This is a genomic window from Bathymodiolus thermophilus thioautotrophic gill symbiont, from assembly GCF_003711265.1.
Classification (GTDB): Bacteria; Pseudomonadota; Gammaproteobacteria; order PS1; family Pseudothioglobaceae; genus Thiodubiliella.
Genome location: NZ_CP024634.1, coordinates 617,338 through 643,804 on the forward strand (window position 1 = coordinate 617,338; position 26,467 = coordinate 643,804).

The window sequence follows — 26,467 nt, forward strand, 5'->3', positions numbered from 1 at the left end:
TTACAAAGGTTTTGGTTTATACTTTGTCTTCTTCTTTGACAATTTTGGCGTCAATAACACTGTCTTTGTCATCAATTTTTTCACTTTCTTTCATTGATTTTTTAAAGCCTTTGATAGCACCACCTAAGTCACCACCAATATTTTTAAGGCGTTTACCGCCAAATAATAATAAGACAATGACTAAGATAATAATCAGTTCAAATGGTCCTGGCATCATATTTTTCTCCTGTTATTTAGTTATTTCTGTTGGCTTTTTCTTGTAAACCTGATAAGCCAAATCGTTTTGATAATTCTTGCGTTATTTCATTGATTTCAATGTCTTTATGGCGTAATAATACCAGTGTATGAAACCATAAATCTGCTACTTCGTAGATGATTTTTTCTTGTTCGCCACCTTTGGCTGCTATGATTACCTCAGCGGATTCTTCGCCAATTTTCTTTAAGATTTCATCTAAGCCTTTGTGGTATAAAAGCGCAACATAAGAATCCTCCGCCTCTGCACTTTTGCGCTGCTCCAATATGTGTTCTAATTTTTTTAAAATATCATCCATAAATGTCTTTTGGGTCTTTTAATACTTTGGTAATTGTTTGCCATTTGTCATTGTCTAATTTTTGAAAAAAACAAGACTTCCTTCCAGTGTGGCAAGCAATTCCCCCTGTTTGCACTACTTTGAGTAGGATGACATCATCATCGCAGTCGGTATAAATTTCTTTAATCAATTGTGTGTGTCCTGATTCCTCGCCTTTAAACCACAATTTTTTGCGTGAACGGGAATAATATATGGCTTGCTGCTTTTCAATCGTTAACAACAAAGCCTCCTCGTTCATCCATGCAAACATCAAAATTTCACCTGTCTCAAAATCTTGGGCAATGGCAGGAATTAATCCTTTCTCGTCAAATCGAATTTTCTCTAGTGCATTCACTCAGTATTAACAACTTATAAAATGAATGATTTTACCGCTAGTTTGCAACTTTAAATGAAATTATTTATTTTGAGACCTTTGTATAAATTATGAATCATCATCAACAATCCACTTTTCACTCACTTGGTAATTTTTTAAACCTAGCCTCGGCTTTGCTAGAACAAGGTTTGAAGAAATTCTCAATTAAGTAAAAATTGAATTTTACTCATCAATCATATTGACGCAAAGATCTCATTCAAGTACCAACCAGCAATTAAATATTAACGCATTGTTACCAATTCTTCGGCACTGGTTGGGTGAATTGCCACGGTATCGTCAAAGTCTTTTTTAGTTGCTCCCATCTTAATTGCTACCGCAAAACCTTGTAACATTTCATCAGCACCATGTCCTATGATATGACAACCGACCACTTTTTCATCTTCACCCACACACACTAATTTTAGTGCAGTTGTGGTTTTATGCTTAAGTAGTGCGTCTGCCATTGGTGTGAATTCTGATTGATAAATTTTAACTTGATCAAATTTATCATGCGCTTCATTTTCGGTTAATCCGATAGTGCCAATGGGCGGATGAGAAAATACCACAGTGGCAATATTGTTGTAATCCAAATGTCTATCGGTCATATTATTATACAACCTATCAGATAATCTTCTGCCAGCAGCAATGGCAACTGGTGTAAGTGGTGCGCGACCCGTGGCATCGCCAAGTGCAAAAATATTGTCAATATTGGTCACTTGAAATTTATCTGTTTGGATAAAGCCACGCTGGTTACATTTTACGCCTGCATTTTCTAAACCAAGATGTTGTGTCATTGGATTTCTGCCAACTGCCCAAATAATTTCATCAAAACCAGAAAACTCACCTTTGTTAGTTATTAAAGTTTTATGGTCAGTAACTTTTTCAATTTTTGAACTGTGGTGAATAGTAATACCATGCGCCACATAGTCTTTATCCAAGGCTTGTTGGATGATGGGGTCAAATCCCCTAAGTAAAGTATCAGCACGACCAAAAATATGTACTTCAGCGCCCAAAGCATTTAACACACCAGCAAGTTCCACACCAATATAGCCGCCACCAATCACAGCTACTTTTTTTGGCAAATCTTCTAATTCAAAAAAACCATCTGAAGTGATGCCGTATTGCGCACCTTCGATATGTGGCACAGCAGGCTCACCTCCAGGGGACAGTACAATATGTTTTGCCGTGTAAGTCTCACCGTTCACTGACACCGTATTTTTGTCTATCAATTTGCCAAAGCCATGAATATAATCAATGCCCAAATCTTCTAAATAACCGTCATACCAACTGGTGATATTTTTAATATATTTTTCACGCCCTTGCTTGAGTTTTTCCCATGAAAAGTTTTTGACATCAATTTCAAAGCCAAACCCTTGTGCATTATTAATCTGCGTAGCAGCATTAGCCGCAAACCACATTACTTTTTTCGGTACACAACCCACATTCACACAAGTACCACCTACAGTTTTCACCTCAACAACCAAGCATTTTTTCCCATATTCCGCCGCACGCTCTACAGCAGACAAGCCACCAGAACCCGCACCAATTGCAATCATGTCGTATTTTTTATTCATTTATTCCTCGTAAAAAAAGGACTTAATTGCCCTTAAAATTTAATGCATAATGAGTTTATCAGTAAAAAAATACCCCTTAACCCTTTACCAAAAATATCACTCTTTTCAAACACCTGTCAACACACAATTTTTTCCTATGCACCTCAACAAGCCCAACGCAATAATTATACCAATCAATTACCTTTTAATTTACCCATATAAACGCCAAATACCTCAGCATCCCATTCAAATAAACACCCCTCTAATTAACAAGAAGTTTTCTACATAAATATAATAACACTATAGAGGCCTTGCCTCTATAATTACATTATGTCAATTAGAACAACAGTTTTTGTGAAGGGTGAGTATTACCATATTTTTAATCATGGTGTGGAGAAGCGTACTATTTTTGAAGAAGAGCAAGATATGCATTATTTTTTAGATAGAATGCAAGATTTTAATGTTGCAGAAGCCATAGGTGGAAAATATGTTCAAAACTTGAAAAAGAACCAATGTAGAGGCAAGGCCTCTATATTGGTTGAGATTGTTGCTTATTGTTTGTTGCCTAATCATTTTCATTTGATATTAAAGCCAGTGGTTGATAATGGCGTGAGTCAATTTATGCATAAAATTTGCACGGGATATGTTATGTATTTTAATAAGCGTTATGCGCGTAATGGGGCTTTATTTCAGGGGAAATTCAAGGCAAATAGATTAGATGGAGATGAGGCGTTGGCGTTTTTATCTGTGTATGTTAATTTAAATTTTAAACATCATAAATTGGATCCTGAGCGGTATTTGATTCGCTCTAGTTTCAAGGAATATTTACATCCTGAAAATCCAAGTATTTGCAATGTGAAAATTATTAAAGACATCGTGCACGAATGTGGCGGCGTTGAACAATATCGAAAATATGCCAAGCAACAATCACAATATTTTTTGGAGCAAAAAGAAGCTATTAAGCAATTGGCAGAATTATAGAGGCCTTGCCTCTATAATTGGTTAGAGGCCGGCTTTTAGGCTGGCTTCGATAAATTTGTCTAAATTTCCGTCTAAAACATCGCCAGTATTTGAACTTTCTACGCCGGTGCGAAGGTCTTTGATGCGGGATTGGTCGAGGACATAGGAGCGGATTTGGTGCCCCCAGCCGATGTCGGATTTGGTGTCTTCTAGGGCTTGATTTTCGCTGTTGCGTTTCTGTATTTCTAGTTCGTATAATTTGGATTTTAATTGTTTCATGGCTTGGTCTTTGTTGGCGTGTTGGCTGCGGCCGTCTTGGCATTGTACGACGGTGTTAGTGGGTAGGTGGGTGATGCGTACGGCAGAATCGGTTTTGTTGACATGTTGTCCGCCTGCGCCAGAGGCTCGGTAAGTGTCTAGGCGAATGTCGGCTTTGTTGATTTCAATGTCGATATTGTCGTCAACTTCGGGGGAGACGAATACGGAGCAAAAGGAGGTGTGGCGTTTGCCGTTGGCATTGAAGGGGGATTTTCGCACGAGGCGATGAATGCCGATTTCACTACGAAGCCAGCCAAAGGCATATTCTCCTTCAAAATGAATGGTGGCAGATTTAATGCCGGCTACTTCGCCAGCAGAGGCCTCCATTAGTTTGACTTTGAAATTGTGTTTTTCACCCCAGCGTAAATACATGCGTAATACCATTTCTGCCCAGTCTTGTGCTTCGGTGCCACCTGAGCCAGATTGAATGTCTAAATAAGCGGAGTTGGCATCTAAATCACCGCTGAACATGCGTTCAAATTCAAGTTTTTCAATGGCAGATTGAGCGATATTTAAATCATCAATAACGCCATTTGCTGTATCTTCATCGTTTTCAGATTGTGCCATATCTAGCAGTTCTGTTGCATCTTCCAAAATGGCATTGGCTTGGTCAAAAATTTGGCAAACCGTTTCTAAGGTTGACTTTTCTTTGCCGAGTGATTGCGCTACTTCTAGGTTAGACCAAATATTTGGGTTTTCCATTTCTAATAGCACTTCTTCTAAGCGGCCACGCTTTTCTGTTAAATCAAGATGTTGAGATAATGCAGTTGAGCGCTGAATTAGGTCGTCAATTTTTTGATAAGTGGGTGAAAGTTCCATAATGATATTTTAATGAAGTTCAGAAACAAAAAAAGCCCCAAATGGGGCTTTTTTATCGCATCGTAAAAATTACTTTCTAAGTCCTAAGCGAGAAATTAAACTTGAATAAGCAGGCACATCATTGCCCTTAAGGTAAGTCAATAACTTTTTGCGCTGAGAAACCAAACGCAACAAACCTCTTCTTGAGTGATGGTCTTTTTTATGTGTTTTAAAATGTTCTGTTAAATGCTTAATGCGAGCAGTTAGCAAAGCAACTTGAACATTGGTTGAGCCAGTATCGCCTTCAGCAGATTGGTATTCTTTAATAATTGCTTGTGTGTTAATTGACATAATAGTGTTTATTTTGGTTAAAAATATAAAAAAAGCAATTATACGCTAATTGCTTTTGGTTTGCTAATATTTAGTGGAGAATTTTGCATAATAATATGAGCAATGCCATTATTCAAAAATAAAATGAGTAATATAGTGAGGCCTTTACATTAATATGAAGAATTATCAAGAATCCACTTTTCACCCAATTGGTAATTTTTTAAACCTAGTTTTAACCCTGCCAGAACAAGGTTTAAGAAAATTACCAATTGGGAAAAAATTGAATTTTGCTAATCATCCATATTTATACAAAGATCTCTAATAAAAATATTTTTCATTTTCAGGGCGACTTTTAAAACGCCGATGAATCCACAAATATTGCTCAGGTGCTTGAAGAATTTGCATTTCTAATATGCGATTGGTAATACTGGCGTTGTCCCGAGCATCTGCCAAAGGGTAATCTTTTATCGGATGAGAGAAATTTAATTCGTAACCCGATGTTTTGCGTGAAAAAGACAGAGGGATAACCACAGTATTTTCAATATTTGCCAGTTTTGCGGTAGCGTTAATAGTGGCGGCTTGCACGCCGAAAAATGGGGCAAAGGTTGAATTTTTAGTGCCTAAATCTTGGTCAGGTGCATACCAAATAGGCAATCCAGATTTAAGTGTTTTGATAATCGTTCTTGGGTTCTTGGCTTTAATCATGGTTGAGCCGTATCGGGTAAGTTGTTTGGTCATTTCTGCATCAAATAGTGCGTTGTTTTGTGGTCGATAAACATCAGCAACCTTAAAATTTTGTAGCAATATTCTGCCAGCCAGCATCATTGTGGTGAAATGTCCTACCAGTAGAATTACATTCTTTTTTTGTGCCAAGGCCTCCTCTAAGATGTGTGCATTGTTAATGTTATAACGCCTTCTTAGCGTGTCATCATCTAGGTAAAAACTGTTTGCCGATTCAAAAAAAGAAATACCAAGGGATTCAAAGTTTTGCTTGGCTAAATGCTGGACTTCAGCTGGGCTTTTATGGGGAAAGCATTTGGCAATATTGACGAGTGCAATTTTTCTAAATTTACTTAGCAATCGATACAAAACACGCCCCATGATTTTACCTATAGCCACTTGTGTTTTAAAAGAAAGCTTGGCGCCTAACTTCATTAAAGCAATTAAAATCCAAGTTGGCATAAATTTAAGGTGATAAAAATTCTGTTTTTTCATTAAAATGTATTTTTTATTGTGTCAGTATTGCCCATAATTTGCCTTATATTAGTCAAAATTTTATTAACGATTTACCCAATCAAATTGACATTGTTGATTTGATTAGTAAGCGCTTAACGCTTAAAAAAACGGGCAATAGTTATCGTGCGCCTTGTCCATTTCATGGGGGCAAAAATCCCAATTTTGCCGTGAATGGACATGAGCAATTTTATCATTGTTTTAAATGCGGTGAGAGCGGTGGTGCAATTAGTTTTGTGCAAAAGTACGATAATTTAGACTTTGTGGAGGCGGTTGAAGCCATTGCCAGTGAATTTGGGCTTAAGGTTGAATACGACAGCAAGACCAAACCCGTTGACCCTAAATTAGAGCGCTATCGTGCTTTATCTGAGAAAGTGAGTGAATTTTACCAGCAACAACTTAAAAATTCTCCAGCCAAAGAAAAGGCCGTGAATTATGCAAAAAATCGAGGCATTAACGGCGAAATTGCCAAGCGTTTTGATTTGGGTTTTGCACTACCGAGTAACAAGGATTTGTTGTTACATTTTGAGAATACTCAGCAGGATGTTGCTGATTTAAAGGCGCTAGGGCTGATTAAAACTGGCGAATATGGCGACTACGATTTTTTTCGTGATCGCCTAATGTTCCCTATTCACAATAGCAAGGGCAGTGTTATTGCCTTTGGTGGGCGTGCATTTGATAACAAGGCTAAGGCGAAGTATCTTAATTCTCAAGAAAGTCCTATTTTTTCTAAGTCAAGAGAGTTGTATGGCTTACATCATGCACGCAAGTATTCACGCACAACAGACTATATTTTGGTTGTTGAGGGTTATATGGATGTGGTTGCATTACATCAGGCTGGCATTACCAAGGTGGTGGCAACATTAGGGACAGCAACCACTCCAGAGCATTTGCAAACACTGGCACGCACCACCAGCGTTATTGTCTTTTGTTTTGATGGGGACGATGCAGGGCGTGCGGCTGCTTGGAAGGCGTTGAAGATTGCATTGCCGATGATTAAATCAGGTTTGCTGGTTAAATTTTTATTTTTACCTGATGGCGAAGATCCTGATACTTTGGTCAAAAAAGAGTCAACATCGGCATTTGAAAAGCGCATTAAAACAGCGCAGGCATTGTCAAAATTTTTATTTGCACACATTCAGGCAGAAGTGGATTTTAATACTATTGAAGGCAAAACCTCATTTTTAGAAAAAGTATTGCCGCTGATTGCATTGGTAACTTATAACACTTATCAACAACAGTTGTTAGAAGGGGTGGCACAAGTTGTAGGGCAAAGTATTGAGCAAGTTAAAGCCGTTTTTACCAAGCAAGTAAAGGAGGTACAAATACAGGCACCAGTCGTAACAGAATACGAGCCACCTATGCCTGACTTTGCAGATGAGGGTTATGGGGATTATGCTGAATTTAACGCTGCACCTAGGGAAAATAAGTCGGTTAACGCCTCAATGGCAAAAATGATTAGTTTGTTATTGAATTATCCGTCGCTGGCTGATGGTACTGTTGAAGTGCGGGTGCGTAATATTGAAAAATCAGAAGTGTTATTGGAATTAGTGCGTTCAGCGGAAATAGAGGAAGATATTTCGCAAGAAGATTTAATTCAGCCTTTTAAGTCTAAGTCAGGCGTTTATCAGCGTCTACAAGAATTGTGTGTACTTACACCATATTTAAGTGAAAACCAAGCCAAGGATGAATTCTTATCTGCCTTAAATGCAGCAGAACGATATCAGGAAAGTGCGAGAGTAAAAGACTTAATATCAAATGCTAATACGGAAGAAGCACAGCGAAAAGTAATGGAAGGCATTCAAAAAAGTAAAGGTAAAAAATAGCCTTTAGAGGCATAATGTCATTTTCAAAAAAATAAACTCAACAATCTGGTGCCGATATTTGGGTACTTATAGATACTGAGACCTTTGTATAAATATAAATAATCATCAAGAATCCACTTTTCACCCACTTGGTAATTTTTTAAACCCAGCCTTAGCCTTGCTAGGACAAGGTTTAAGAAAATCACCAAGTGGGCAAAAATTGAATTTTGCTAATCATCCACATTTATGCAAAGGTCTCACTATGCTGTTCATTTTTTAGACAATCGCTCAATAGACTGATCACTATTTAGAATATTTTCCATGGCATCCTTAAACACCATTGCTGCAGAATTTGAGCCCCCACAGCTAGTTTTCTTTTTAGGTTTGTAGTAGGTGTAACATTTTTTTGGATAATCCAGCCTAATAACCATAATATATTTTGGCTTTTTGACAGGCACAAAGCCAGCGAAGAAGGTGCGTTTTGCCCCATCTTTGTTGTAGCGACCATCTATGACCATCTCCGCAGTACCCGTTTTTCCTGCCACTTCATACCCTTTGATTTGAGCACGATAACCAGAGCCTTTTGAGGATGCAACTGAGTCTAATAAATCGGCAATTTTACGGGTTGATTTTTTACTAAAAACTTGCGCTCTTTGCTCGTAACTGTTGGTGTTTTTGACAAGTTTAAGCGGCGGCACGACACCTTCGTTGGCGAATACCAAATAGGCTCTGGCAAGTTGTGCCAAATTGGTTTGCATGGGTCCATAACCAAAAGACAGTGAGCGCTTGTCTGCCAGTGACCACGAATCAGGCGTTTTTAACACACCGGGCGTTTCAATGCTGGGAATCAGCCCGAGTGAATGACCAAAACCTAATTGATTCCAGGTGTGATAGAACTCTTCTTTTGTCAACCTTTCGGAGACATTAACTGTGCCAAGATTGTGTGATTTTTGTAGGATTTTTTTAATTGTTAGTTGATAATATTTATGATCAGGTTTAAGGTGTCCAATCCTTTTGGTCACATCAATTTTTTCATCCTCAGTGGCGGTAATCTTATTTTTATCAAGTGCTAAGAGCATGGTAAATGGCTTCATAGTTGAGCCGGGGTCAACTTTATCTGACAGCACATGGTTGCGATAATTTTCTACATTGTAAATGGTTTTGTCATTTGGGTCGTCAGCAGGATAATTGACGAGTGCTAAAACCTCACCATTTGGACTCAAGATAATAGCAGACCCTGAATTGGCATCGTGTTTTTCAACGGATTTTTTAATGGCAGTGTAAGCGTGAAATTGGGTGTTGGCATCAATGGTTAAGGTTATATTGTTACCATGCTTGAGTTTTTTGTGAGCCACAGGGTTGAAATAAGCACTTTGAGAGGCTTGGTTGAAACTTAAGAAATCAATACCATTTTGTCCAGAAAGTGTCGGCTCAAATTCGCCTTCAATGCCAGAAACGCCTTTGCCATTATGATTAACACGACCAATTAGGGATGCTAAAGTGGCAGATTTTGGATAATATCTGCGTGTATCCCCTTGTAGTGCCACACCTTCGATTCTTTTTTGTTTGCAGGTTTTAACGGTTTTGTAAGTAGGATTGTCCTTTTTGAGTTTGGCAAAAATTAGTGCTTTATCAAGCCATTCAACTTTTTCTTTCTTTTGTTTTTCCTTGCAAATCCTTAGTCTTAGTTTTTTCAGTTTTTCTATGTTTTTAACAATAGGATTGGACAGTTTGAGATTTTTTTGAATAATAAAGTTCCTTCTGCCTCTACGCGCCTTGTTTTTTCTCTCAAGTGCCGCTCGTAATTCTGTTTCTTCCATCATTAGTGCAGTAGCGAGTTTTGGAATGAAAGCTGGCTGAATTTTGGTCACATCTAAGTTGATTTTTTTCAAAATTAAATTACTGGCAAGCACTTCCCCATTTCTATCTAAAATATCGCCACGGCGTGCTTTGGTGTGAAAAGTATGATAAGTTTGCTGGTTACCTCTTTCTTGAAGGCTAATATCGCCAGCATTCAATTGATGAATGGTAATAATTCGATAGCCAAAGCCACAGACAAGTAAGATAAAAATCCCCTTAATAATATTTTGACGGCGTGAATAATGTTGTGTTCTGGAAAATTGGAATAACGCCTTAAATTTGCCCATCACAAAGGCAACATTCTGATTTTACTGGGTTGTTGCATATGCAATATTTTAACGGCTTTTGCTTTGATTTTATCCCCCCGCATTTGCTCCGAATGTTCAATGAGCAACTGCTTTTGCCTGGCGATGATTTTTTGATTGTCTCGTTGTGTAGACTTTATTTTTTTGTAAAGTAAGCGGTTCTGATTGTGCCAAGTAATGGTCAAAAAAGACAGAATAACAAGCGCAATAATAAGCACGATATTAATGCGAGTAGCGGTGAATATTTTTAACATACCTTGGTGGTGCGTTGAGCGATTCGTAATATGGCACTTCTGGAGCGCCTACTATTGTCTATTTCTGCCGTGCTGGCAAAAAATTTCCCTAAGTTTTTTAAGGGCATTTGCTCATTCTCGCCCTGCATAATCGGCAACCCCTTGGGCAATTGTTTTTGCTGTGAATATTTTTGAATAAATTGCTTAACAATGCGGTCTTCAATAGAATGAAAACTAATGATTGACAAGCGACCCATTGGTGCCAGTAAGTTGAGCGTTTGTTCTAGGGTGTCTGATAGTTGCTGAAGTTCTTGATTGATAAAAATACGAATGGCTTGAAAAGTGCGCGTAGCAGGGTGCTTGTTCTTTTTTGTTCTAACCACACTTGCAACAATATTTGCCAGTTGTAAAGTCGTTTCTAAAGGGGCATTTTCTTGAAATCTTTTAATCGCAGTGGCAATGTGTCGACTTTTTCGCTCTTCGCCAAATTTATAAATGACATCGGCAATCTCAGTTTCACTGGCAGTAGCAAGCCACTCAGCTGCACTAATGCCACTGGTTTGGTTCATACGCATATCTAATGGACCATCTGCATTAAAACTAAAACCACGCTGGGCATTATCAAGTTGCGGAGATGAAACGCCAAGATCCATCAAAATACCGTCAACTTTCCCCAATAAATTACGCTCATTTAACAAGTGATACATATTAGAGAAAGCACTGTGAATAACCTCTAATCGCCCATCCTTAAAATGCGCTTTTGCATAATCAATAGCCGTAATATCTTGGTCAAAGGCCATCACTTTGCCTTCGTTACCTAATTTGTTTAGAATACCTTGTGTGTGTCCACCTCGCCCAAAAGTTGCATCTATATAAATGCCGTTATCTTTGATTGCCAAACCCGTGATAGACTCATCAAACATCACAGATTGGTGATGGTGACTGGTCATAATGATAGTTGACTAACCGCCTCTGGAACACTTTCTTGCTTGCTAAGTGCATCAAGACTATCAAGCTGCTTATGCCACGCATCCTCATCCCAAAGCTCAAAATTATGCCCTTGTCCACTCATAATGATTTTTTTACTAAAATTAGCGTATTCCCTCAGCGTTGCAGGGATAAGCAATCGTGATACACCGTCCAATTCACAATCAGTCGCATGGCCAATAAGTTTACGCTTTAAGCGTTTTGTGTGAATATTCAGCGCAGGTAAAGCACTAATTTTCTTTTCAAGCACCTGCCACTCTTTCAAAGGATAAAGTAGCAAACAAGGGTCGTCTGGATGAATACTCAGCACCATCTTCCCTGCACAAATTTCATCAATTTGCCCTTGATGGCGTGTTGGAATTTTCAGCCTTCCTTTGACATCAACCGTTAAATTGTGAACCCCACGAAACATACTATTCTGCTTTTTAGTGGCGCTGTAAACGCTTCTGATAAATTGCCATTACACCAAGAATAGACACGACAACAGTAATAACAAGAAAAGGCTTAAAATTATTAATTTGCGCCTGTTGAGTACCTATTAACGCTAATGCGCTCAATGAAACGGTTGATAATAATCCGCCAATAACAAATCGTTTTAATTGCATTGTTCACTCCATTTTTAGATATTAAAAATACATTTTATACCACTTTATTCCACTTATATACACTTTTAATTATTTTAAAGACAAGTAAGGCACCTCGTCAAAACGCCATCTAAGCAAACAAAAAACTAAAAACTAAAGAGCAACCTTGTCCAAATTAAACCGCAAAAGCCCATATAGCGACCATTTTTATGGAATAATACAAGCACTTATGAATATACTACTAAATCACAACACACCTCACAATTTAACAACCCTTGCCTTCCTGTTAACCACTATCGGCTACTCTACTCGTGGTTTTTTTACCGCTCGATTTCATTTCAATGCGATTTTATTTGGTATCCGTACCTTCGTCTTTAGTGTTGCCAACTCTTCTGTGCATCACCACACCTATATATTTAGTATTAAATATTTTCCCTGCAAAAAAAACCATGCAAAACTCCAATCCAACAAAGATTTTTCCAAAATTTAACAAAACTTTCATTTTAATTCAACAAAACGGAGGCAGTCTCAATGAAAAGCAAAAGATGTAGCGAATTAAGCGACCAACTTAAGGCAATGAGTGTGTCTGCCTTTACCAAGCCCTAAAAACATCAGCCGAACTCAGATCCATCCTCGTTGCCGATACTATTTAATTTTCATTTTCATTCTTAACCTCGGAGTTTATTATGAACACATTTAATCGTTTTATTATCGCCACTTTATTGGTTTTATTTACCTCACAGGCATTTGCCGTCAAGCCACAAATTACAGATGTCAAAAGAATAAACCCCAAGACGGTTCTTGTTACTTTTGACCAATCTGTTAAAATGCATTCAACTAACCTTGACCCTAATCGTGGCGTGGCAGTAAACTTATATTCCAAAGCTGCACCTGGTTCTGGCGATGCCGACACATACTATTTAGGAGATTCTCAGGCTAATACTGTTTTTTTTCCTATAGCACTACAAAACCCAGTTGATGGTTACAGTCGACAGATAAAAATCTTATTTGGAGAGGATAGTTTTAAATTAGCTGACGAGAGTAATAAGGCTTCAGTTATGTTGTTTATTGGTGCTATATCTTTCGAAAACAAAAAACAAGAGCAAGGCGATCAATCGTATCGCAGTATTGTTACGCTTTCTGTTAGTTACGACTTCGCTGTTTTATCCGCTAGTACTTTTAGTGTTGACGAAGGTGTTAGTTTTACTTACATCCTTTATGGCAACGATGGTGGCGCTTCTTTTGACCTTGTTGAAGGTGACAGCAGTGTATTCCAATTCAGCGGTAACAACAACGAAATCTTAGACTTTAACGGCACCAACACTAACTACGAGAGCGACAAAAAAACCTATATCGCCAAAATCAAAGTCTCTCTCCCTGCCCACCCAGGTGCTTATTACACCATTGTCGTTACTATTAACAATATCTTTGAAAGTAATATCGCCATCGTTAAGGATCAATCTTTTGGTTTATCAACTAATGCGCCTATTGGTACATTAGTTGGCACAGTTGCAGTAACAGGAGACAGTGCAAATGCCTTTAACATTACCAATAACAATGGTTTGTTTGCTATCACTAACTCTGGTCGTATTACCAATGTTGCCATATTAACTACACCTGCCTCCTATGCACTCAATATTGAAGTTACTGGTAACGATTCTCCTGCCGTCGCAACCGCCTCAGTAACCATTAATATAAATCCCAACTCAGAGCCTGCCAGTATTAACAACATTGACATTAGTGTTGATGAAAATATGAACACCACAGTTCTTGTTATCAGTGCCAACGATACTACTGTCCCAGCACAAACTCTAACTTACAGTATCTCAGGCGACGATCAAGACAAGTTTGACCTTGTTGACAACACCCTTACCTTTAAAAATCCACCTGACTACGAAGAAAAAACCACCTACAGTCTAACTCTAGAAGTCTATGACACCATCTCCATCACATACAAGCCTATCGTTATCACCATTCTCAACATTAAAGAAAAGACCCTTGCCATTGACGACTCAATCCTATCCGTCAATAAAAACGCACCCGTAAATACTGTTATCGGCAATGTAAATGCCACAGGGGAAATAGCAACCTATGCCATTACTAGCGGTAATAATGACAGTTTTTTTAAAATCAACAACCAGGGAAGTATCCAACTGGCAAAGAGCTTAGCACAAGAAACCGCCTTAAGTTATCACTTTGTAGTAAAAATTACCGGCAACGATGCGGATGACAAAACCGCCCAAATCACCATTAATACCATCATCCAGCCCACTGTCAACCTAACCAACCGCAATATCACACTCGGCGCAGCAATTGGCGAAGTCATAGGTATTTTATCCACCGCCAATGCAAACAGTACCGATTTAACCTACAGCATTGAAAACAATGACTATTTTGAAATCATTGACAATAAGTTAAAAATCAAAAAAGTTACCACCACCCCAGGTACGCACCAAATCACCATTACCGCCAGTAATAACACCCAAGCCATCGCCACACAAAACTTTACCATTACTATAATTCCCACATTAATAATTAGCCAGTTCACCATTACCCAAGATGAAAACAAAGGTCGTCTAATTAAAAAAAGTGGTGGTAATGTTACTGTAAGAGCCACAGCAAGCGCAGGAACCTACCATTGGGATTCTGAACTTACTAATAATAGTAATAACGACAACATATTTGTTTTTAACCCTAATTCTTTGGATATCGGCACCCAAACCATTAAATTAAAAGTTACCATTGGTAATGCCTTTGTAGAAAGAGTGTTACAACTTAAATTGGTTGAAAATTACCCCGCCAATTGGAGCGATACAAATGGCAACGGCGTCTCCGACAACAAAGAATCAGGCGACACCCTTAACCAACAATTACCTGCTGGTGCAAATAAAAAAATCACCAGCCTAACAACAGGCACTAGACTATTGCTAGGCATCATGGGTGAAAACTCTGGACACTTAACCTTTGCTCAAATGGAACAATATACAAGAGATAATCATTTGACTACTATTGCCAAAGACACTTCAACCACTGGCGATATTTACGACTATGTTGTCGAAGGTCTGAGTGTTGCTGGCGCCTCCACTGAAGTAATTATTGAACTCAGTACCGCAATCCCTGCAGAAGCAGAATTACGCAAATACTCACTAACAACTAATAGTTGGTCTAATTTTGTGACTAACGATAACAATCTATTTGTATCCAAAACCAGTGCCACTTGCACCGACGATAGCCCTTGGCAAACTGGATTAATCAAAGACGCAACCTGCCTTAAACTCACCATCAAAGACGGCGGTGAAAACGACACCGATGGCAATCAAGCTAACGGCGTCATTGAAAGCACCATCTCAATAACAACCCCCCTCTCAATAACAACCCCCGTTATCGACAACAACAATAGCAGTAACGGCGGCGGTGGCTGTGTTTACAATCCCAACGCCGCTGCTAGATTTGATATTGGTTTTGTCTTATTGATGATATTAAGTGCTTATTATTTCATTAGAAGAAAGCGTTGTTTTATCCACTAAGTTATTAACCAATAAATAACAAGAGTCGCTGTTTCGGTGGCTCTTTTTGTTTGGGCTTTGGGTTGATAATTATGAATGTAAATAGGCTTTCTTTAAATTGAAGAAACACTGGGTTACGCAAACTTTTTAAATAAGTATAATTACCCGTGTTTTTTATCAATTTAATAAACCCTTATGAGTTCAGAATTACACCAAGCAGCACTTGACTATCACCAAGGCAATCGACCAGGAAAGTTGACTGTTTCTTCACACAAACCTTTGGAAACTCGTGAAGATTTATCGCTGGCTTATACACCGGGTGTGGCAGCACCTGTTAGAGAGATTGCAAAAGATGCCAGTAAGGTAGATTTATACACTGCAAAAGCCAATTTAGTGGCAGTGATTAGTGATGGTTCAGCAGTATTGGGATTGGGTAATGTTGGGCCTTTAGCGTCAAAACCAGTGATGGAGGGCAAAGCAGTTTTGTTTAAAAAATTTGCTGATATTGATGTATTTGACATTGAAGTTGACACCCAAGATGTTGAGGAATTTGTGCAAACAGTGAAAAATATTGCCCCTACTTTTGGCGGTATTAATTTAGAGGATATTTCTGCCCCCCGTTGTTTTGAAATTGAACGGCGTTTGATTGCAGCGTTAGATATTCCCGTTTTCCATGATGATCAACACGGCACCGCTATTATTGTTGCAGCAGGCTTATTGAATGCACTTGAGATTCAAGGTAAAGACATTGCTAGCGCAAAGTTGGTGTGTTTAGGAGCAGGGTCAGCGGGTATTGCCACACTAAATTTACTGTGCGAGTTGGGTTTAAACAAAAATAATGTTTTATTGGTAGACAGCAAAGGTGTGGTTGCCACACATAGGCCTAATTTAAGCGAAGTGAAATTACAATATGCCACGCAAAGCGACAAAAAAACTTTGGCAGATGCCATGAAAGATGCGGACATTTTTCTAGGAGTTGCGGCGGCTAACTTGGTTTCTAAAGCCATGGTTAAATCAATGGCAGACAAACCAATTGTGTTTGCTTTGTCAAATCCAGACCCAGAAATTTCACCCACAGATGCCCACTCAGTGCGTGATGATTTAATTATGGCAACAGGGCGTAGTGACTACCCTAATCAGGTGAATAATGTTTTAGGGTTCCCCTTTATTTTCAGAGGCGCTTTAGACGCTAAAGCCAAAGAAATTAATATTGAAATGAAAATTGCTGCCGTGCATGCGCTCAAAGATTTGGCAAAACTTGAAGTGCCAGCCGAAGTTCTCCAAGCTTATAATGCTGATACCATGAGTTTTGGTAAAGAATATATCATACCCAAACCGTTTGACAAAAGATTGATTGATGTGGTGCCAAAAGCAGTATTTGATGCTGCTATCTCAAGTGGTGTTGCAAATATAATGCCCTAATTAACTTTAGGCAAGCTTACATAAGGAGATCTTTGTATAAATATAAATAATCATCAAGAATCTACTTTTTACCCACTTGGCAATTTTTTAAACCCAGCCTTAGTCCTGCTAGGATAAGGTTTAAGAAAATCACCAAGTGGGCAAAAATTGAATTTTGCTAATCACCCATATTTATGCAAAGGTCTCATAAGTTTCTTTTTGCTGGTTTTGACGATTTTTTTGGTTAAAAATATACTATTTTCCGTATTTTATCAAAGCACATTAAGGTTTTTAAGAATACCTTTCATTTTATTTAAAAAAAACCTTGTGAAACGCAATAAGTTATGGGATAATACCTGATTGCTTTTTGGGGAGGGGTTCCCGAGTGGCCAAAGGGAACAGACTGTAAATCTGTCGGCTCCGCCTTCGAAGGTTCGAATCCTTCCCCCTCCACCAAAAAGCAAAATTTAAAAGATTTGCGGGTATCGTATATTGGTATTACCTTGGCCTTCCAAGCCAATGAGGCGAGTTCGACTCTCGCTACCCGCTCCAGGTAGAGAAGAGTAAGAAAAAGAAAAAAGAGGTTGCGCTCACCTAGCTCAGTCGGTAGAGCACTTCCTTGGTAAGGAAGAGGTCGGCGGTTCAAATCCGCTGGTGAGCTCCAAATTAATTGTAATAATAAGAGGAATATAAAATGTCAAAAGAAAAATTCGAAAGAACCAAACCCCATGTTAATGTAGGCACTATTGGTCATGTTGACCATGGTAAAACCACCCTAACAGCAGCCATCACTAAAGTTATGGCAGAAATCAATGGCGGTGAATTTAACGACTATGCAGATATTGATAATGCCCCTGAAGAAAGAGAGCGTGGTATTACCATTTCAACAGCGCATGTAGAATATGAATCAGAAGCTCGTCATTATGCCCATGTTGACTGCCCCGGACACGCCGACTATGTCAAGAATATGATTACCGGTGCCGCCCAAATGGATGGTGCTATTATCGTTATTGCAGCAACAGACGGCCCTATGGCACAAACTCGTGAGCATATCCTTTTGTCTAAGCAAGTAGGTGTTCCGTATATTCTTGTTTATATGAACAAAGCCGATATGGTTGATGACGAAGAATTGGTAGAATTGGTAGAAATGGAAATTCGTGAACTGTTGACCGAATATGATTTCCCAGGTGATGACACCCCCGTTATTTTTGGCTCTGCACTAAAAGCATTAGAAGGCGACACTTCAGACATTGGCGTTCCTTCTATCGTTAAATTGGTTGAAGCATTAGATTCATACATTCCAACACCTAAGCGTGATACAGACAAACCATTTATTATGCCAATTGAGGATGTATTCTCAATCTCTGGTCGTGGTACCGTGGTTACAGGTCGTATTGAAGCAGGTATTGTTAATGTTAATGATGAAATTGAAATCGTTGGTATTAGAGACACACAAACAACAACTTGTACAGGTGTTGAGATGTTCCGTAAATTACTAGATTCTGGTGAAGCAGGTGATAATGTTGGCGTTCTACTTCGTGGTACTAAACGCGAAGATGTAGAGCGTGGTCAAGTATTGGCCAAGCCAGGTTCAATCAAGCCGCATTCAAAGTTTGAAGCAGAAGTTTATATTTTAAGCAAAGATGAAGGCGGACGACACACACCATTCTTCAATAACTACCGTCCACAATTTTATTTCAGAACAACTGATGTTACTGGCGCTTGCCAATTACCAAAAGATGTAGAAATGGTTATGCCGGGTGACAATGTGAAGATGGAAGTAGAGTTATTATCACCAATCGCTATGGAAGAAGGCTTAAGATTTGCCATCAGAGAAGGCGGGCGTACCGTTGGTGCAGGTGTTGTTGCTAAGGTGACAGATTAGAGAGAAAATTGACTCAAATATTTTTTTTGAGTCTTATAAAAGAATGCCTTTAGCGGTCGTTTGACTGGTATAGGCATTCTTAATTTAGGCAAGTGGCTCAATTGGTAGAGTTACGGTCTCCAAAACCGTTGGTTGGGGGTTCGAGTCCCTCCTTGCCTGCCATATTAAAGGATGTAATGTGAGTAAGAATACAGAGAATCAAGTGAAAACAGAGTCATCAATAGGATCGATAATATCAATTCTTATTGTTATAGGCTCGCTTGTGTTTTTCTATTTAGATCCACTGGCATTAAATACAACGCTTTACAAGGTGTTGGTTTTGTTAGCGGGTTTAGTAGTAGCAGGGTTTGTTTTTTTAAAATCACCGCAGGGCATTCGTCTAACAGTATTTTCGAAAGAAACGAAGATCGAATTGCGAAAAGTTGTTTGGCCGACAAAAGATGAAACGCTTAAAACGACTGGTATGATTATGGTGGCAGTGGTTATTGTCGCTATTTTCTTATGGATTGTTGATGCGTTTTTTACTTGGGCTGTTCAGTTATTAACAAATTAAAAGGGATTATAAAATGTCTAAGAGATGGTATGTACTCCATGCAAGAAGTGGCTATGAAGCAAAAGTAAAAGTTGCAATTGAAGAGTCAATTGAGAGAGAGAATTTAACAGACTTACTGAGTGATGTTATGATTCCGACTGAGCAAGTGGTAGAGCTTAAAGATGGCCAGAAGAAAACCGCAGAGCGTAAGTTTTTTCCAGGTTATATGTTGATTCACATGGAACTGACTGAGCAAAGTTGGTTAGCAGTAAAAAACACCACGAATGTGATTGGTTTTATTGGAGGATCTTCAGGTAAGCCATCGCCAATTACTCAGCGTGAAGTTGATAAGATTATGGCACGCGTTCAGGAAGGTGCAGACAAGCCTAAACCTAAGGTTGCTTATCAACCGGGTGAAGAAATTTTGGTTATTGACGGTCCTTTTAATGAATTCAATGGCACGATTGATTCAGTTGATTACGAAAAGAATTTACTAAAAGTAGAGGTGTTGATTTTTGGACGCACTACCCCGGTAGAGTTAGAGTTTTCGCAGGTAGCGAAGACTTAAAAAAAGTGAAACCTTCGGGTTGATTTAACAGGGGAGCTTAATCTTAGATAGAGCGTTTGCACCCATAAGGAGATAAAAAAAATGGCTAAAAAAATTGAATCATATATTAAGCTGCAGATTCCAGCACAAGAAGCAAATCCTTCACCACCAGTAGGTCCAGCATTGGGTCAACATGGTGTGAATATTATGGATTTTTGTAAGGCGTTTAACGCTTCAACACAAGATATTGACAAAGGTATGAAAGTGCCAGTGGTTATTACGGTTTATAGTGACCGTAGTTTCACATTTATTACCAAAACACCGCCAGCAGCATTGTTAATTTTAAAAGTTACAGGCATCAAAAAAGGCAGTGGCGTACCACACCTTGATAAAGTGGGCAAAATTACTCGTGCGCAATTAGAAGAAGTTGCCACGATTAAAATGAAAGATTTGAATGCCAATGATATAGATGCAGCAGTAAGTATTATCGCTGGTACCGCCCGTTCGATGGGTATTGAAGTGGAGGGTTAAGATGGCCAAGTTAACAAAAAAACAAAAACAATTTGCAACAAAAATTGAAGCAGAAAAGCGTTATGCAATCATTGAAGCGCTTACCTTATTAAAGGAATGTTCAACTGCAAAGTTTGACGAATCTATTGATGTTAGTGTCAACCTTGGTGTTGATGCTAATAAATCTGACCAAAATGTGCGTGGTGCAGTGGTCTTACCAAACGGTACTGGAAAATCAGTGCGCGTTGCCGTGTTTACCCAAGGTGACAATGTGGAGAAAGCAAAAGCCGCAGGTGCGGATGTGGTTGGTATGGAAGATTTAATGAAAACCATGCAAGACGGCGATCTAAATTACGATGTGGTTATTGCCTCGCCAGATGCAATGGGTGTTGTTGGTCGCTTAGGACAAGTATTGGGCCCTAGAGGTTTGATGCCCAATCCTAAAGTTGGCACAGTAACCCCCGATGTTGCAACTGCGGTGAACAATGCCAAAGCAGGTCAAGTGCGTTACCGTACTGACAAAGCAGGTATTATTCATGCAGGCATTGGTAAAGCATCATTTACACCAGAAGCATTGGCTGAAAATATTGTTGCTTTGATGGAAGCATTGAAAAAAGCCAAGCCTAGTTCAGCCAAAGGTATTTATTTTAAAAGATTAAATGTGTCATCAACAATGGGTCCAGGTATTGGAGTTGATATCACATCGGTTGAGGTTTAAGTTTAACCAAAAAAAAGAATTCTTTTAGGTCTTAGATTATTCTACGACCTCAAAGACCATAGGTTCAAGCACTCCTCCTGGTGTGTTTGTTTAATTGACTGGTAATACAGTTGGCCTATGTAGAGGGTGGTGTTAGGATGTTCTAACAAATACTCTAGGGTGGAAGTTATATTAAATATAACTTTCTTTTTTTAAAACTGAGTTTAGGTAGAGAGAGGATATGAGTGTAAATTTATATTTTTTGTCTTTAAACTTAGTAGACTGTTTAGGAGAGAGACAAAATGGCTCTAAATCTTGAAGCAAAAAAAGTTGTTGTCAAACAAGTAAATGCACTCGCTAAGAGTAGTATTGCTGTTGGCGTAGCTGAATATCGCGGATTAACAGTTGCGCAAATGACCAACCTTCGCGCTAGTGCAATGGATGCCAGTGTTTCTTTACGCGTTGTAAAGAATTCATTGGCAAAAAGAGCGTTAGAGGATACCACATGTGAATGTGTGATGCCTGTGCTTAGTGGGCCGGTAATTCTTGGTTTTTCACAAGAAGACCCCGGTGCAGTAGCACGCGTATTTAATGATTTCGTTAAAGAAAATGAAGATTTGGTGGTTAAAGGTCTGGGCGTTTCAGGTGATTTTGTGGAAGCAAATGAACTTAAGCGAATTGCAGATTTGCCAACTAAAGATCAAGCGATTAGTATAGTTATGGCGTTAATGTTGGCACCAGTTGAGAAGTTAGCAAGGGGTTTAAATGATGTCCCTAGTCAAATAACTCGAGTGGTTTCAGCAATAGCACAACAAAAACAATAATAATAAAAAAGGAGAAAAATATCATGGCTAAATTAACCAATGAAGATATTTTAAATGCAGTTGCTGACATGTCAGTAATGGATGTTGTTGAATTGGTTTCAGCAATGGAAGAAAAATTTGGTGTATCAGCAGCGGCAGCAGCAGCACCAGTAGCAGTAGCAGCAGACGCTGGTGCAGCAGTAGAAGAAAAAGACGAGTTTGATGTAATGTTGACAAGTTTTGGTGAAAAGAAAGTTGCTGTTATTAAAGCGGTTCGCTCTATTACTGGTCTTGGTCTTAAAGAGGCTAAAGATATGGTTGAATCAGCACCTGCTGCAGTTAAAGAAGGCGCATCTAAAGCTGAATCTGAAGACATTAAGAAGCAACTTGAAGAAGCTGGCGCTAGCGTAGAGCTTAAGTAATTAGTTCTACAAAAAAAATACTAAAACACCCGCAAGGGGATTTTGGTGTTTTATCAGCCTATGATTTTTTATAGGCTGACCCTATTATTTAAAAGACTTTAGTTATATATTGTCTTTTAAGAAAGAAATGTTAATTGTAAGATCAAATAATGCGAGGTACTATGGCTTATTCATTTACTGAAAAAAAGCGAATTAGAAATAATTTTGGTTCAAGGGAATCGATTTTAAAGGAACCAGATTTACTGGCTATCCAGATTGAATCATTCAATGGTTTTATTCAAGCTGGAAAAGAAGCTAAAACAGATGTTGGTTTACATGCGGTTTTTCAATCCGTATTTCCAATTACTGCGAACAATGGTTACGCAGAAATTGAATATGTTGATTATGCATTGCAAGAGCCAAAATTTAATGTTGAAGAATGTAAGTTGCGTGGTGTAACTTTTGCCTCAATATTGCGAGTTAAATTAAACTTAGTTTTATTTGACAAAAATGGTTCAATTCTAAAAAAGAAGCGTCGCATTAAGCAAGTTATTGAGGAAGATGTTTATCTTGGTCAACTGCCATTAATGACAGACACAGGTACCTTTGTTATTAATGGTACTGAGCGTGTTGTGGTGTCTCAATTACACCGCTCTCCAGGTGTGATTTTTGAACATGATAAAGGTAAAACACACTCTTCAGGTGAAATTTTATTCTCATCTCGTATTATTCCTTATCGTGGCTCATGGTTAGACTTTGAATTTGATCATCACGAACATTTGTATGTGCGAATTGACCGTAGGCGTAAATTACCTGCAACCACTTTGTTGCGGGCAATGGGTCTTGATTCAATTGGTATTCTTGATACTTTCTTCGGAAAAATCAATGTCAAGCTTAAGGCAAAATCTTGCGATGTGGACTTATCTCCAGCTAAATTACGCGGATCAATTGCTGAATTTGATATTATGTCTGGCAAAGATGTGGTGGTTGAAAAGGGTCGTCGCGTTACCACTAAGCATACAAATATTTTAGAAAAAGCAGGTATCGAATCAATGACAACCCCGCTTGAATATTTGCTAGATAAAGTTATCTCTCAAGATTTAGTTGATAAAGAAACGGGTGAAATTTTATGCGCTGCCAATACTGTTATTTCTGAAGAAGTTTTGGAATTGTTGGTAACCAATAAAGTTAAGAAATTTGAAATTCTTTATATTAACGAGTCGCAAACAGGTGCTTATATTTCTAACACATTGCGTTTAGATGAAGTGCAAACTGAAATCGAAGCACGCATGTCTATTTACCATGTGATGCGTCCAGGTGAGCCAGCAACAGAAGATGCGGTTAACTTATTGTTTAACAATTTGTTTTTCAAAAATGACCGCTACGATCTTTCTAGAGTTGGTCGCATGAAACTCAATCGTCGTCTTGGCATTGAGTCTGAAACGGGCGAACATGTATTGACAAATGATGACATTTTGAATGTTATTAAAATGTTAATTGACATTAAAGACGGTAAGGATTCAGTTGATGATGTTGATACACTTGCTAACAGACGCGTTAGAGCTATCGGTGAAATGATTGAAAATCAATTTAGAATTGGTTTGGTGCGTGTTGAAAAAGCAGTTAAAGAAGGTTTGAACTTGGCTGAAACAGATGAATTAACCCCACAAGACTTAATTAACTCTAATCCAGTATCAGCTGCGGTTAAAGAATTCTTCGGCTCTTCACAGTTGTCTCAGTTTATGGATCAAGTGAATCCATTGTCAGGTGTAACTCATAAGCGTCGCATCTCAGCATTAGGTCCAGGTGGCTTGACGCGTGAGCGTGCTGGCTTTGAAGTGCGTGATGTACATCCATCGCATTATGGTCGTTTATGCCCAATTGAAACACCAGAGGGCCCTAATATTGGTTTGATTAACACTTTAGCAGTTTATGCCAAAACTAATAATTATGGTTTTTTAGAGACGCCATATCAAGTGGTGAAAAAAGGCAAAGTAACCAGTGAAGTTATTTATGTGTCTGCGATTGATGAAATCACACACACCATTGCACAGGCCAATGCTAATGTTGATACAAAAGGCAAGTTAATGGATGACTTGATTTCTTGTCGTCATAAAAATGAATTTGTCTTGGTAAACTCTGAAGATGTAACCTTAATTGACATTGATTCCAAGCAAATTTCATCAGTGGCAGCATCGCTTATTCCGTTTTTAGAACATGATGATGCGAACCGTGCATTAATGGGTTCAAATATGCAACGCCAAGCAGTGCCAACATTGCGTGCTGAAAAGCCATTGGTAGGTACAGGTATTGAGCGTGTAGTAGCAACCGATTCTCGTGTTTGTGTAACAGCAAAGCACAGTGGTGTGGTTGAGGCAGTTGATGCTTCTCGTATCGTTATTCGTGTTGATTCCAAGCAGGCTAAAGCGGGTGAGTTAGGTGTTGATATTTACAATTTAACTAAGTATTCTCGCTCTAATCAAAATACTTGTATCAACCAAAAGCCTTTGGTTAAAACTGGCGATAAAATCATTGCAGGTGATGTATTGGCAGATGGACCTTCAACAGACCTTGGTGAATTAGCACTGGGTCAAAATATGAAGATTGCTTTTATGCCATGGAATGGTTATAACTTTGAGGATTCAATTTTAATCTCTGAGCGGGTGATACAAGAAGATCGCTACACGACGATTCACATTGAAGAATTGACTGCTTATGCGCGTGATACCACTTTAGGTTCAGAAGAAATTACTGCTGATATTCCTAATGTGAGTGAATCTGCTCTAGCAAAACTTGATGAAGTTGGCATTGTTTATGTTGGTGCTCGTGTTAAAGGGGGTGATATTTTAGTCGGTAAAGTAACCCCTAAGAGCGAAACCGTCCTGTCTCCAGAAGAAAAATTATTGCGGGCTATTTTTGGTGAAAAAGCCAATAGTGTTAAGGACTCTTCATTGCGTATTGGTGCATCAAAATCTGGTGTGGTTATAGATGTGCAAGTTTTTACTCGTGACCGTGTTGAAAAAGATGCAAGAGCGTTAAGTATTGATGAAGGTCGCTTGGCAAAAATCAGAAAAGATATTGACGATGAATTTGGCATTATTGATGGTGATATTTTCCGTCGTATCCGCCTGAAACTTTCAGGTAACGAGTTAACAAAAGCCGTTGCTGGTCTTAAAGCAGGCGAGAAGTTAAATTCTAAGAATATGAAGTCTTTAGAAAATGAAGTCTTTGGCAAACTCAAGGTAAAAGATGCGGCCGTCAACAAAGAAGTAGCATCTTTGGTTAAACAGGCGAAAATCAAGCAGGTTGAATTTGATAAATTCTTTGAAAATGAGCGTGCTAAGATTGTTGAAGGTGCAGAATTACCACCGGGTGTTATGAAGATGGTTAAAGTGTATGTGGCAACGCGTAAAACTTTACAAGTTGGTGACAAGATGGCAGGCCGCCATGGTAACAAAGGTGTTATTTCACGCATATCTCCAATAGAAGATATGCCTTACTTGGCAGATGGCTCTACCGTTGATGTGGTGCTTAATCCACTGGGTGTGCCTTCTCGAATGAATGTCGGACAGGTACTGGAAGTTCATTTGGGTTATGCAGCAAAAGGTTTGGGTTATAAAATTGCCGCTATGCTTGATGAAAAGCGTACTGAAATGGTGAAAGAAATCAGAGCATTCTTAGATAAAGTTTACAATTCTCATGGTAAGCAAGAAAATTTAGAGTCGTTTAGCGATGAAGAAATCATTGAATTGGCAAACAACCTTCGTGAGGGTGTGCCAATGGCAACGCCAGTATTTGATGGTATTAAAGAAGAAGACATTAAGTCATTATTAAGGTTAGCCGACTTACCAGAATCTGGTCAAGAGCAGTTATATGATGGTCGAACGGGTGAGCCGTTTGACCGTCCAGTTACGGTTGGTTATATGCATATGTTGAAACTCAATCACTTGGTTGATGATAAGATGCATGCTCGTTCAACAGGTCCTTATTCACTCGTTACGCAACAACCGCTTAGTGGTAAAGCACAGTTTGGTGGCCAGCGTTTCGGTGAAATGGAAGTTTGGGCATTAGAAGCTTACGGTGCAGCACACACATTGCGTGAGATGTTAACGGTTAAATCGGATGATGTTGCCGGGCGCGCGAAGATGTATAAGAGTATTGTTGACGGGGTCAATTTGACAGAATCAGTAATGCCAGAATCCTTTAATGTACTGGTTAAAGAGATTCGTTCATTAGGTATTGATGTTGAACTTGAGCAACACTAATTAGGAGAGTAA

At 38.8% G+C, this 26,467-nt stretch carries 26 protein-coding genes and 4 tRNA genes; 17 read left to right on the forward strand and 13 right to left on the reverse strand.

Going from position 1 to position 26,467, the window contains the following annotated elements; translation table 11 throughout:
- Positions 1–16: 16 nt before the first annotated feature.
- From tatA to gorA, 4 genes are all read right to left on the reverse strand, one after another.
- Complete coding sequence (tatA, locus tag MS2017_RS02170) at positions 17–217, reverse strand: twin-arginine translocase TatA/TatE family subunit (RefSeq protein WP_371852050.1); 201 nt, start codon at positions 215–217, stop codon at positions 17–19.
- Positions 218–233: 16 nt separating this feature from the next.
- Entirely contained in the window at positions 234–551 is a 318-nt protein-coding gene (locus tag MS2017_RS02175) for a phosphoribosyl-ATP diphosphatase (RefSeq protein WP_071565006.1), read from the reverse strand.
- A complete protein-coding gene (gene hisI, locus MS2017_RS02180) occupies positions 544–924 on the reverse strand; it encodes a phosphoribosyl-AMP cyclohydrolase (protein WP_071565005.1) in 381 nt (126 codons plus the stop codon). Before hisI ends, MS2017_RS02175 begins: the two co-directional genes overlap by 8 nt.
- 260 nt (positions 925–1,184) lie before the next feature.
- A complete protein-coding gene (gene gorA / locus MS2017_RS02185; protein WP_122951115.1) occupies positions 1,185–2,516 on the reverse strand; it encodes a glutathione-disulfide reductase in 1,332 nt (443 codons plus the stop codon).
- 309 nt (positions 2,517–2,825) lie between these two features.
- On the opposite strand from gorA, the gene MS2017_RS02190 reads away from it, so the two are divergent.
- A complete protein-coding gene (locus tag MS2017_RS02190; RefSeq protein ID WP_122951116.1) occupies positions 2,826–3,476 on the forward strand; it encodes a transposase in 651 nt (216 codons plus the stop codon).
- A gap of 21 nt (positions 3,477–3,497) precedes the next feature.
- Here the strand turns inward: MS2017_RS02190 and prfB are convergent, their stop codons facing one another.
- Together prfB and rpsO are read right to left on the reverse strand one after the other, a co-directional pair.
- The gene (prfB, locus tag MS2017_RS02195) at positions 3,498–4,592 is read right to left on the reverse strand and encodes a peptide chain release factor 2 (protein ID WP_122951117.1); all 1,095 of its coding nucleotides are present in this window, start codon (positions 4,590–4,592) and stop codon (positions 3,498–3,500) included.
- A gap of 69 nt (positions 4,593–4,661) precedes the next feature.
- Positions 4,662–4,922 (reverse strand): 30S ribosomal protein S15, encoded by a 261-nt coding sequence (rpsO, locus tag MS2017_RS02200; RefSeq protein ID WP_071564799.1) that lies wholly within the window; start codon positions 4,920–4,922, stop codon positions 4,662–4,664.
- 154 nt (positions 4,923–5,076) lie between these two features.
- Here rpsO and MS2017_RS11080 point away from each other — a divergent pair, with 154 nt between their 5' ends.
- Positions 5,077–5,223, forward strand: a complete 147-nt coding sequence (locus tag MS2017_RS11080) for a hypothetical protein (RefSeq protein ID WP_164707574.1) — start codon at positions 5,077–5,079, stop codon at positions 5,221–5,223.
- Here the strand turns inward: MS2017_RS11080 and MS2017_RS02205 are convergent.
- A complete protein-coding gene (locus MS2017_RS02205) occupies positions 5,220–6,116 on the reverse strand; it encodes an LpxL/LpxP family acyltransferase (RefSeq protein ID WP_071564798.1) in 897 nt (298 codons plus the stop codon). The two genes, MS2017_RS11080 and MS2017_RS02205, sit on opposite strands and share 4 nt — an antisense overlap.
- Before the next feature lie 38 nt (positions 6,117–6,154).
- Here MS2017_RS02205 and dnaG point away from each other — a divergent pair, with 38 nt between their 5' ends.
- Positions 6,155–7,960 carry a DNA primase gene (gene dnaG, locus MS2017_RS02210; RefSeq protein WP_122951118.1) on the forward strand — a complete coding sequence of 602 codons (1,806 nt, stop codon included), beginning with the start codon at positions 6,155–6,157 and terminating at the stop codon, positions 7,958–7,960.
- Positions 7,961–8,208: 248 nt separating this feature from the next.
- On the opposite strand, the gene MS2017_RS02215 is transcribed toward dnaG, so the two are convergent.
- The 6 genes from MS2017_RS02215 to MS2017_RS11085 all read right to left on the reverse strand — a co-directional run bounded on the left by MS2017_RS02215 (position 8,209) and on the right by MS2017_RS11085 (position 12,410).
- Positions 8,209–10,086, reverse strand: coding sequence for a peptidoglycan D,D-transpeptidase FtsI family protein (locus MS2017_RS02215; RefSeq protein WP_071564796.1), 1,878 nt, complete (start codon positions 10,084–10,086; stop codon positions 8,209–8,211).
- Positions 10,086–10,358, reverse strand: coding sequence for a cell division protein FtsL (locus tag MS2017_RS02220; RefSeq protein WP_071564795.1), 273 nt, complete (start codon positions 10,356–10,358; stop codon positions 10,086–10,088). Before MS2017_RS02220 ends, MS2017_RS02215 begins: the two co-directional genes overlap by 1 nt.
- Positions 10,352–11,287 (reverse strand): 16S rRNA (cytosine(1402)-N(4))-methyltransferase RsmH, encoded by a 936-nt coding sequence (gene rsmH / locus MS2017_RS02225; RefSeq protein ID WP_071564794.1) that lies wholly within the window; start codon positions 11,285–11,287, stop codon positions 10,352–10,354. The genes MS2017_RS02220 and rsmH overlap by 7 nt, the downstream gene beginning before the upstream one ends.
- The gene (gene mraZ / locus MS2017_RS02230) at positions 11,284–11,736 is read right to left on the reverse strand and encodes a division/cell wall cluster transcriptional repressor MraZ (RefSeq protein ID WP_122951119.1); all 453 of its coding nucleotides are present in this window, start codon (positions 11,734–11,736) and stop codon (positions 11,284–11,286) included. Before mraZ ends, rsmH begins: the two co-directional genes overlap by 4 nt.
- Positions 11,737–11,749: 13 nt before the next feature.
- Positions 11,750–11,929: a hypothetical protein gene (locus MS2017_RS02235; RefSeq protein ID WP_071564792.1), complete on the reverse strand. Its 180-nt coding sequence runs from the start codon at positions 11,927–11,929 to the stop codon at positions 11,750–11,752.
- Positions 11,930–12,257: 328 nt separating this feature from the next.
- The gene (locus MS2017_RS11085; protein WP_164707575.1) at positions 12,258–12,410 is read right to left on the reverse strand and encodes a hypothetical protein; all 153 of its coding nucleotides are present in this window, start codon (positions 12,408–12,410) and stop codon (positions 12,258–12,260) included.
- 184 nt (positions 12,411–12,594) lie between these two features.
- On the opposite strand from MS2017_RS11085, the gene MS2017_RS02240 reads away from it, so the two are divergent.
- The 14 genes from MS2017_RS02240 (at position 12,595) to rpoB (ending at position 26,455) form a co-directional block, all read left to right on the forward strand.
- A complete protein-coding gene (locus MS2017_RS02240; RefSeq protein ID WP_122951120.1) occupies positions 12,595–15,435 on the forward strand; it encodes a cadherin repeat domain-containing protein in 2,841 nt (946 codons plus the stop codon).
- 174 nt (positions 15,436–15,609) lie between these two features.
- Positions 15,610–16,836 carry a malic enzyme-like NAD(P)-binding protein gene (locus MS2017_RS02245; RefSeq protein WP_122951121.1) on the forward strand — a complete coding sequence of 409 codons (1,227 nt, stop codon included), beginning with the start codon at positions 15,610–15,612 and terminating at the stop codon, positions 16,834–16,836.
- Positions 16,837–17,186: 350 nt separating this feature from the next.
- A tRNA-Tyr gene (locus MS2017_RS02250) sits at positions 17,187–17,271 on the forward strand.
- Positions 17,272–17,293: 22 nt separating this feature from the next.
- Positions 17,294–17,367: transfer RNA gene (locus tag MS2017_RS02255), tRNA-Gly, on the forward strand.
- A 36-nt stretch (positions 17,368–17,403) separates the two neighbouring features.
- Positions 17,404–17,479 (forward strand) — tRNA-Thr (locus MS2017_RS02260).
- Between the two features lie 30 nt (positions 17,480–17,509).
- Positions 17,510–18,700 (forward strand): elongation factor Tu, encoded by a 1,191-nt coding sequence (tuf, locus tag MS2017_RS02265; protein ID WP_122951122.1) that lies wholly within the window; start codon positions 17,510–17,512, stop codon positions 18,698–18,700.
- An 86-nt stretch (positions 18,701–18,786) separates the two neighbouring features.
- Positions 18,787–18,862, forward strand: a tRNA-Trp gene (locus MS2017_RS02270).
- Between the two features lie 40 nt (positions 18,863–18,902).
- Positions 18,903–19,253, forward strand: coding sequence for a preprotein translocase subunit SecE (gene secE / locus MS2017_RS02275; RefSeq protein ID WP_241156948.1), 351 nt, complete (start codon positions 18,903–18,905; stop codon positions 19,251–19,253).
- 13 nt (positions 19,254–19,266) lie between these two features.
- Positions 19,267–19,800 (forward strand): transcription termination/antitermination protein NusG, encoded by a 534-nt coding sequence (gene nusG, locus MS2017_RS02280; RefSeq protein WP_071564682.1) that lies wholly within the window; start codon positions 19,267–19,269, stop codon positions 19,798–19,800.
- A gap of 81 nt (positions 19,801–19,881) precedes the next feature.
- Positions 19,882–20,310, forward strand: coding sequence for a 50S ribosomal protein L11 (gene rplK, locus MS2017_RS02285; protein WP_071564683.1), 429 nt, complete (start codon positions 19,882–19,884; stop codon positions 20,308–20,310).
- 1 nt (position 20,311) lies between these two features.
- Positions 20,312–21,007 carry a 50S ribosomal protein L1 gene (gene rplA, locus MS2017_RS02290; RefSeq protein WP_071564684.1) on the forward strand — a complete coding sequence of 232 codons (696 nt, stop codon included), beginning with the start codon at positions 20,312–20,314 and terminating at the stop codon, positions 21,005–21,007.
- Positions 21,008–21,288: 281 nt separating this feature from the next.
- Positions 21,289–21,810 (forward strand): 50S ribosomal protein L10, encoded by a 522-nt coding sequence (gene rplJ / locus MS2017_RS02295; protein WP_071564685.1) that lies wholly within the window; start codon positions 21,289–21,291, stop codon positions 21,808–21,810.
- A gap of 23 nt (positions 21,811–21,833) precedes the next feature.
- A complete protein-coding gene (gene rplL, locus MS2017_RS02300; RefSeq protein ID WP_071564686.1) occupies positions 21,834–22,211 on the forward strand; it encodes a 50S ribosomal protein L7/L12 in 378 nt (125 codons plus the stop codon).
- A 161-nt stretch (positions 22,212–22,372) separates the two neighbouring features.
- Positions 22,373–26,455, forward strand: a complete 4,083-nt coding sequence (gene rpoB / locus MS2017_RS02305) for a DNA-directed RNA polymerase subunit beta (protein ID WP_071564687.1) — start codon at positions 22,373–22,375, stop codon at positions 26,453–26,455.
- Positions 26,456–26,467: the final 12 nt, after the last annotated feature.

Excerpts from the sequence above, each read along its gene's own strand:
- tatA (WP_371852050.1), bottom strand. The coding sequence starts at position 217 with ATGATGCCAGGACCATTTGAACTGATTATTATCTTAGTCATTGTCTTA.
- MS2017_RS02175 (WP_071565006.1), bottom strand. The coding sequence starts at position 551 with ATGGATGATATTTTAAAAAAATTAGAACACATATTGGAGCAGCGCAAA.
- gorA (WP_122951115.1), bottom strand. The coding sequence starts at position 2,516 with ATGAATAAAAAATACGACATGATTGCAATTGGTGCGGGTTCTGGTGGC.
- MS2017_RS02190 (WP_122951116.1), top strand. The coding sequence starts at position 2,826 with ATGTCAATTAGAACAACAGTTTTTGTGAAGGGTGAGTATTACCATATT.
- prfB (WP_122951117.1), bottom strand. The coding sequence starts at position 4,592 with ATGGAACTTTCACCCACTTATCAAAAAATTGACGACCTAATTCAGCGC.
- rpsO (WP_071564799.1), bottom strand. The coding sequence starts at position 4,922 with ATGTCAATTAACACACAAGCAATTATTAAAGAATACCAATCTGCTGAA.
- MS2017_RS11080 (WP_164707574.1), top strand. The coding sequence starts at position 5,077 with ATGAAGAATTATCAAGAATCCACTTTTCACCCAATTGGTAATTTTTTA.
- MS2017_RS02205 (WP_071564798.1), bottom strand. The coding sequence starts at position 6,116 with ATGAAAAAACAGAATTTTTATCACCTTAAATTTATGCCAACTTGGATT.
- MS2017_RS02215 (WP_071564796.1), bottom strand. The coding sequence starts at position 10,086 with ATGGGCAAATTTAAGGCGTTATTCCAATTTTCCAGAACACAACATTAT.
- MS2017_RS02220 (WP_071564795.1), bottom strand. The coding sequence starts at position 10,358 with ATGTTAAAAATATTCACCGCTACTCGCATTAATATCGTGCTTATTATT.
- rsmH (WP_071564794.1), bottom strand. The coding sequence starts at position 11,287 with ATGACCAGTCACCATCACCAATCTGTGATGTTTGATGAGTCTATCACG.
- mraZ (WP_122951119.1), bottom strand. The coding sequence starts at position 11,736 with ATGTTTCGTGGGGTTCACAATTTAACGGTTGATGTCAAAGGAAGGCTG.
- MS2017_RS02235 (WP_071564792.1), bottom strand. The coding sequence starts at position 11,929 with ATGCAATTAAAACGATTTGTTATTGGCGGATTATTATCAACCGTTTCA.
- MS2017_RS11085 (WP_164707575.1), bottom strand. The coding sequence starts at position 12,410 with ATGAAAGTTTTGTTAAATTTTGGAAAAATCTTTGTTGGATTGGAGTTT.
- MS2017_RS02240 (WP_122951120.1), top strand. The coding sequence starts at position 12,595 with ATGAACACATTTAATCGTTTTATTATCGCCACTTTATTGGTTTTATTT.
- MS2017_RS02245 (WP_122951121.1), top strand. The coding sequence starts at position 15,610 with ATGAGTTCAGAATTACACCAAGCAGCACTTGACTATCACCAAGGCAAT.
- tuf (WP_122951122.1), top strand. The coding sequence starts at position 17,510 with ATGTCAAAAGAAAAATTCGAAAGAACCAAACCCCATGTTAATGTAGGC.
- nusG (WP_071564682.1), top strand. The coding sequence starts at position 19,267 with ATGTCTAAGAGATGGTATGTACTCCATGCAAGAAGTGGCTATGAAGCA.
- rplK (WP_071564683.1), top strand. The coding sequence starts at position 19,882 with ATGGCTAAAAAAATTGAATCATATATTAAGCTGCAGATTCCAGCACAA.
- rplA (WP_071564684.1), top strand. The coding sequence starts at position 20,312 with ATGGCCAAGTTAACAAAAAAACAAAAACAATTTGCAACAAAAATTGAA.
- rplJ (WP_071564685.1), top strand. The coding sequence starts at position 21,289 with ATGGCTCTAAATCTTGAAGCAAAAAAAGTTGTTGTCAAACAAGTAAAT.
- rplL (WP_071564686.1), top strand. The coding sequence starts at position 21,834 with ATGGCTAAATTAACCAATGAAGATATTTTAAATGCAGTTGCTGACATG.
- rpoB (WP_071564687.1), top strand. The coding sequence starts at position 22,373 with ATGGCTTATTCATTTACTGAAAAAAAGCGAATTAGAAATAATTTTGGT.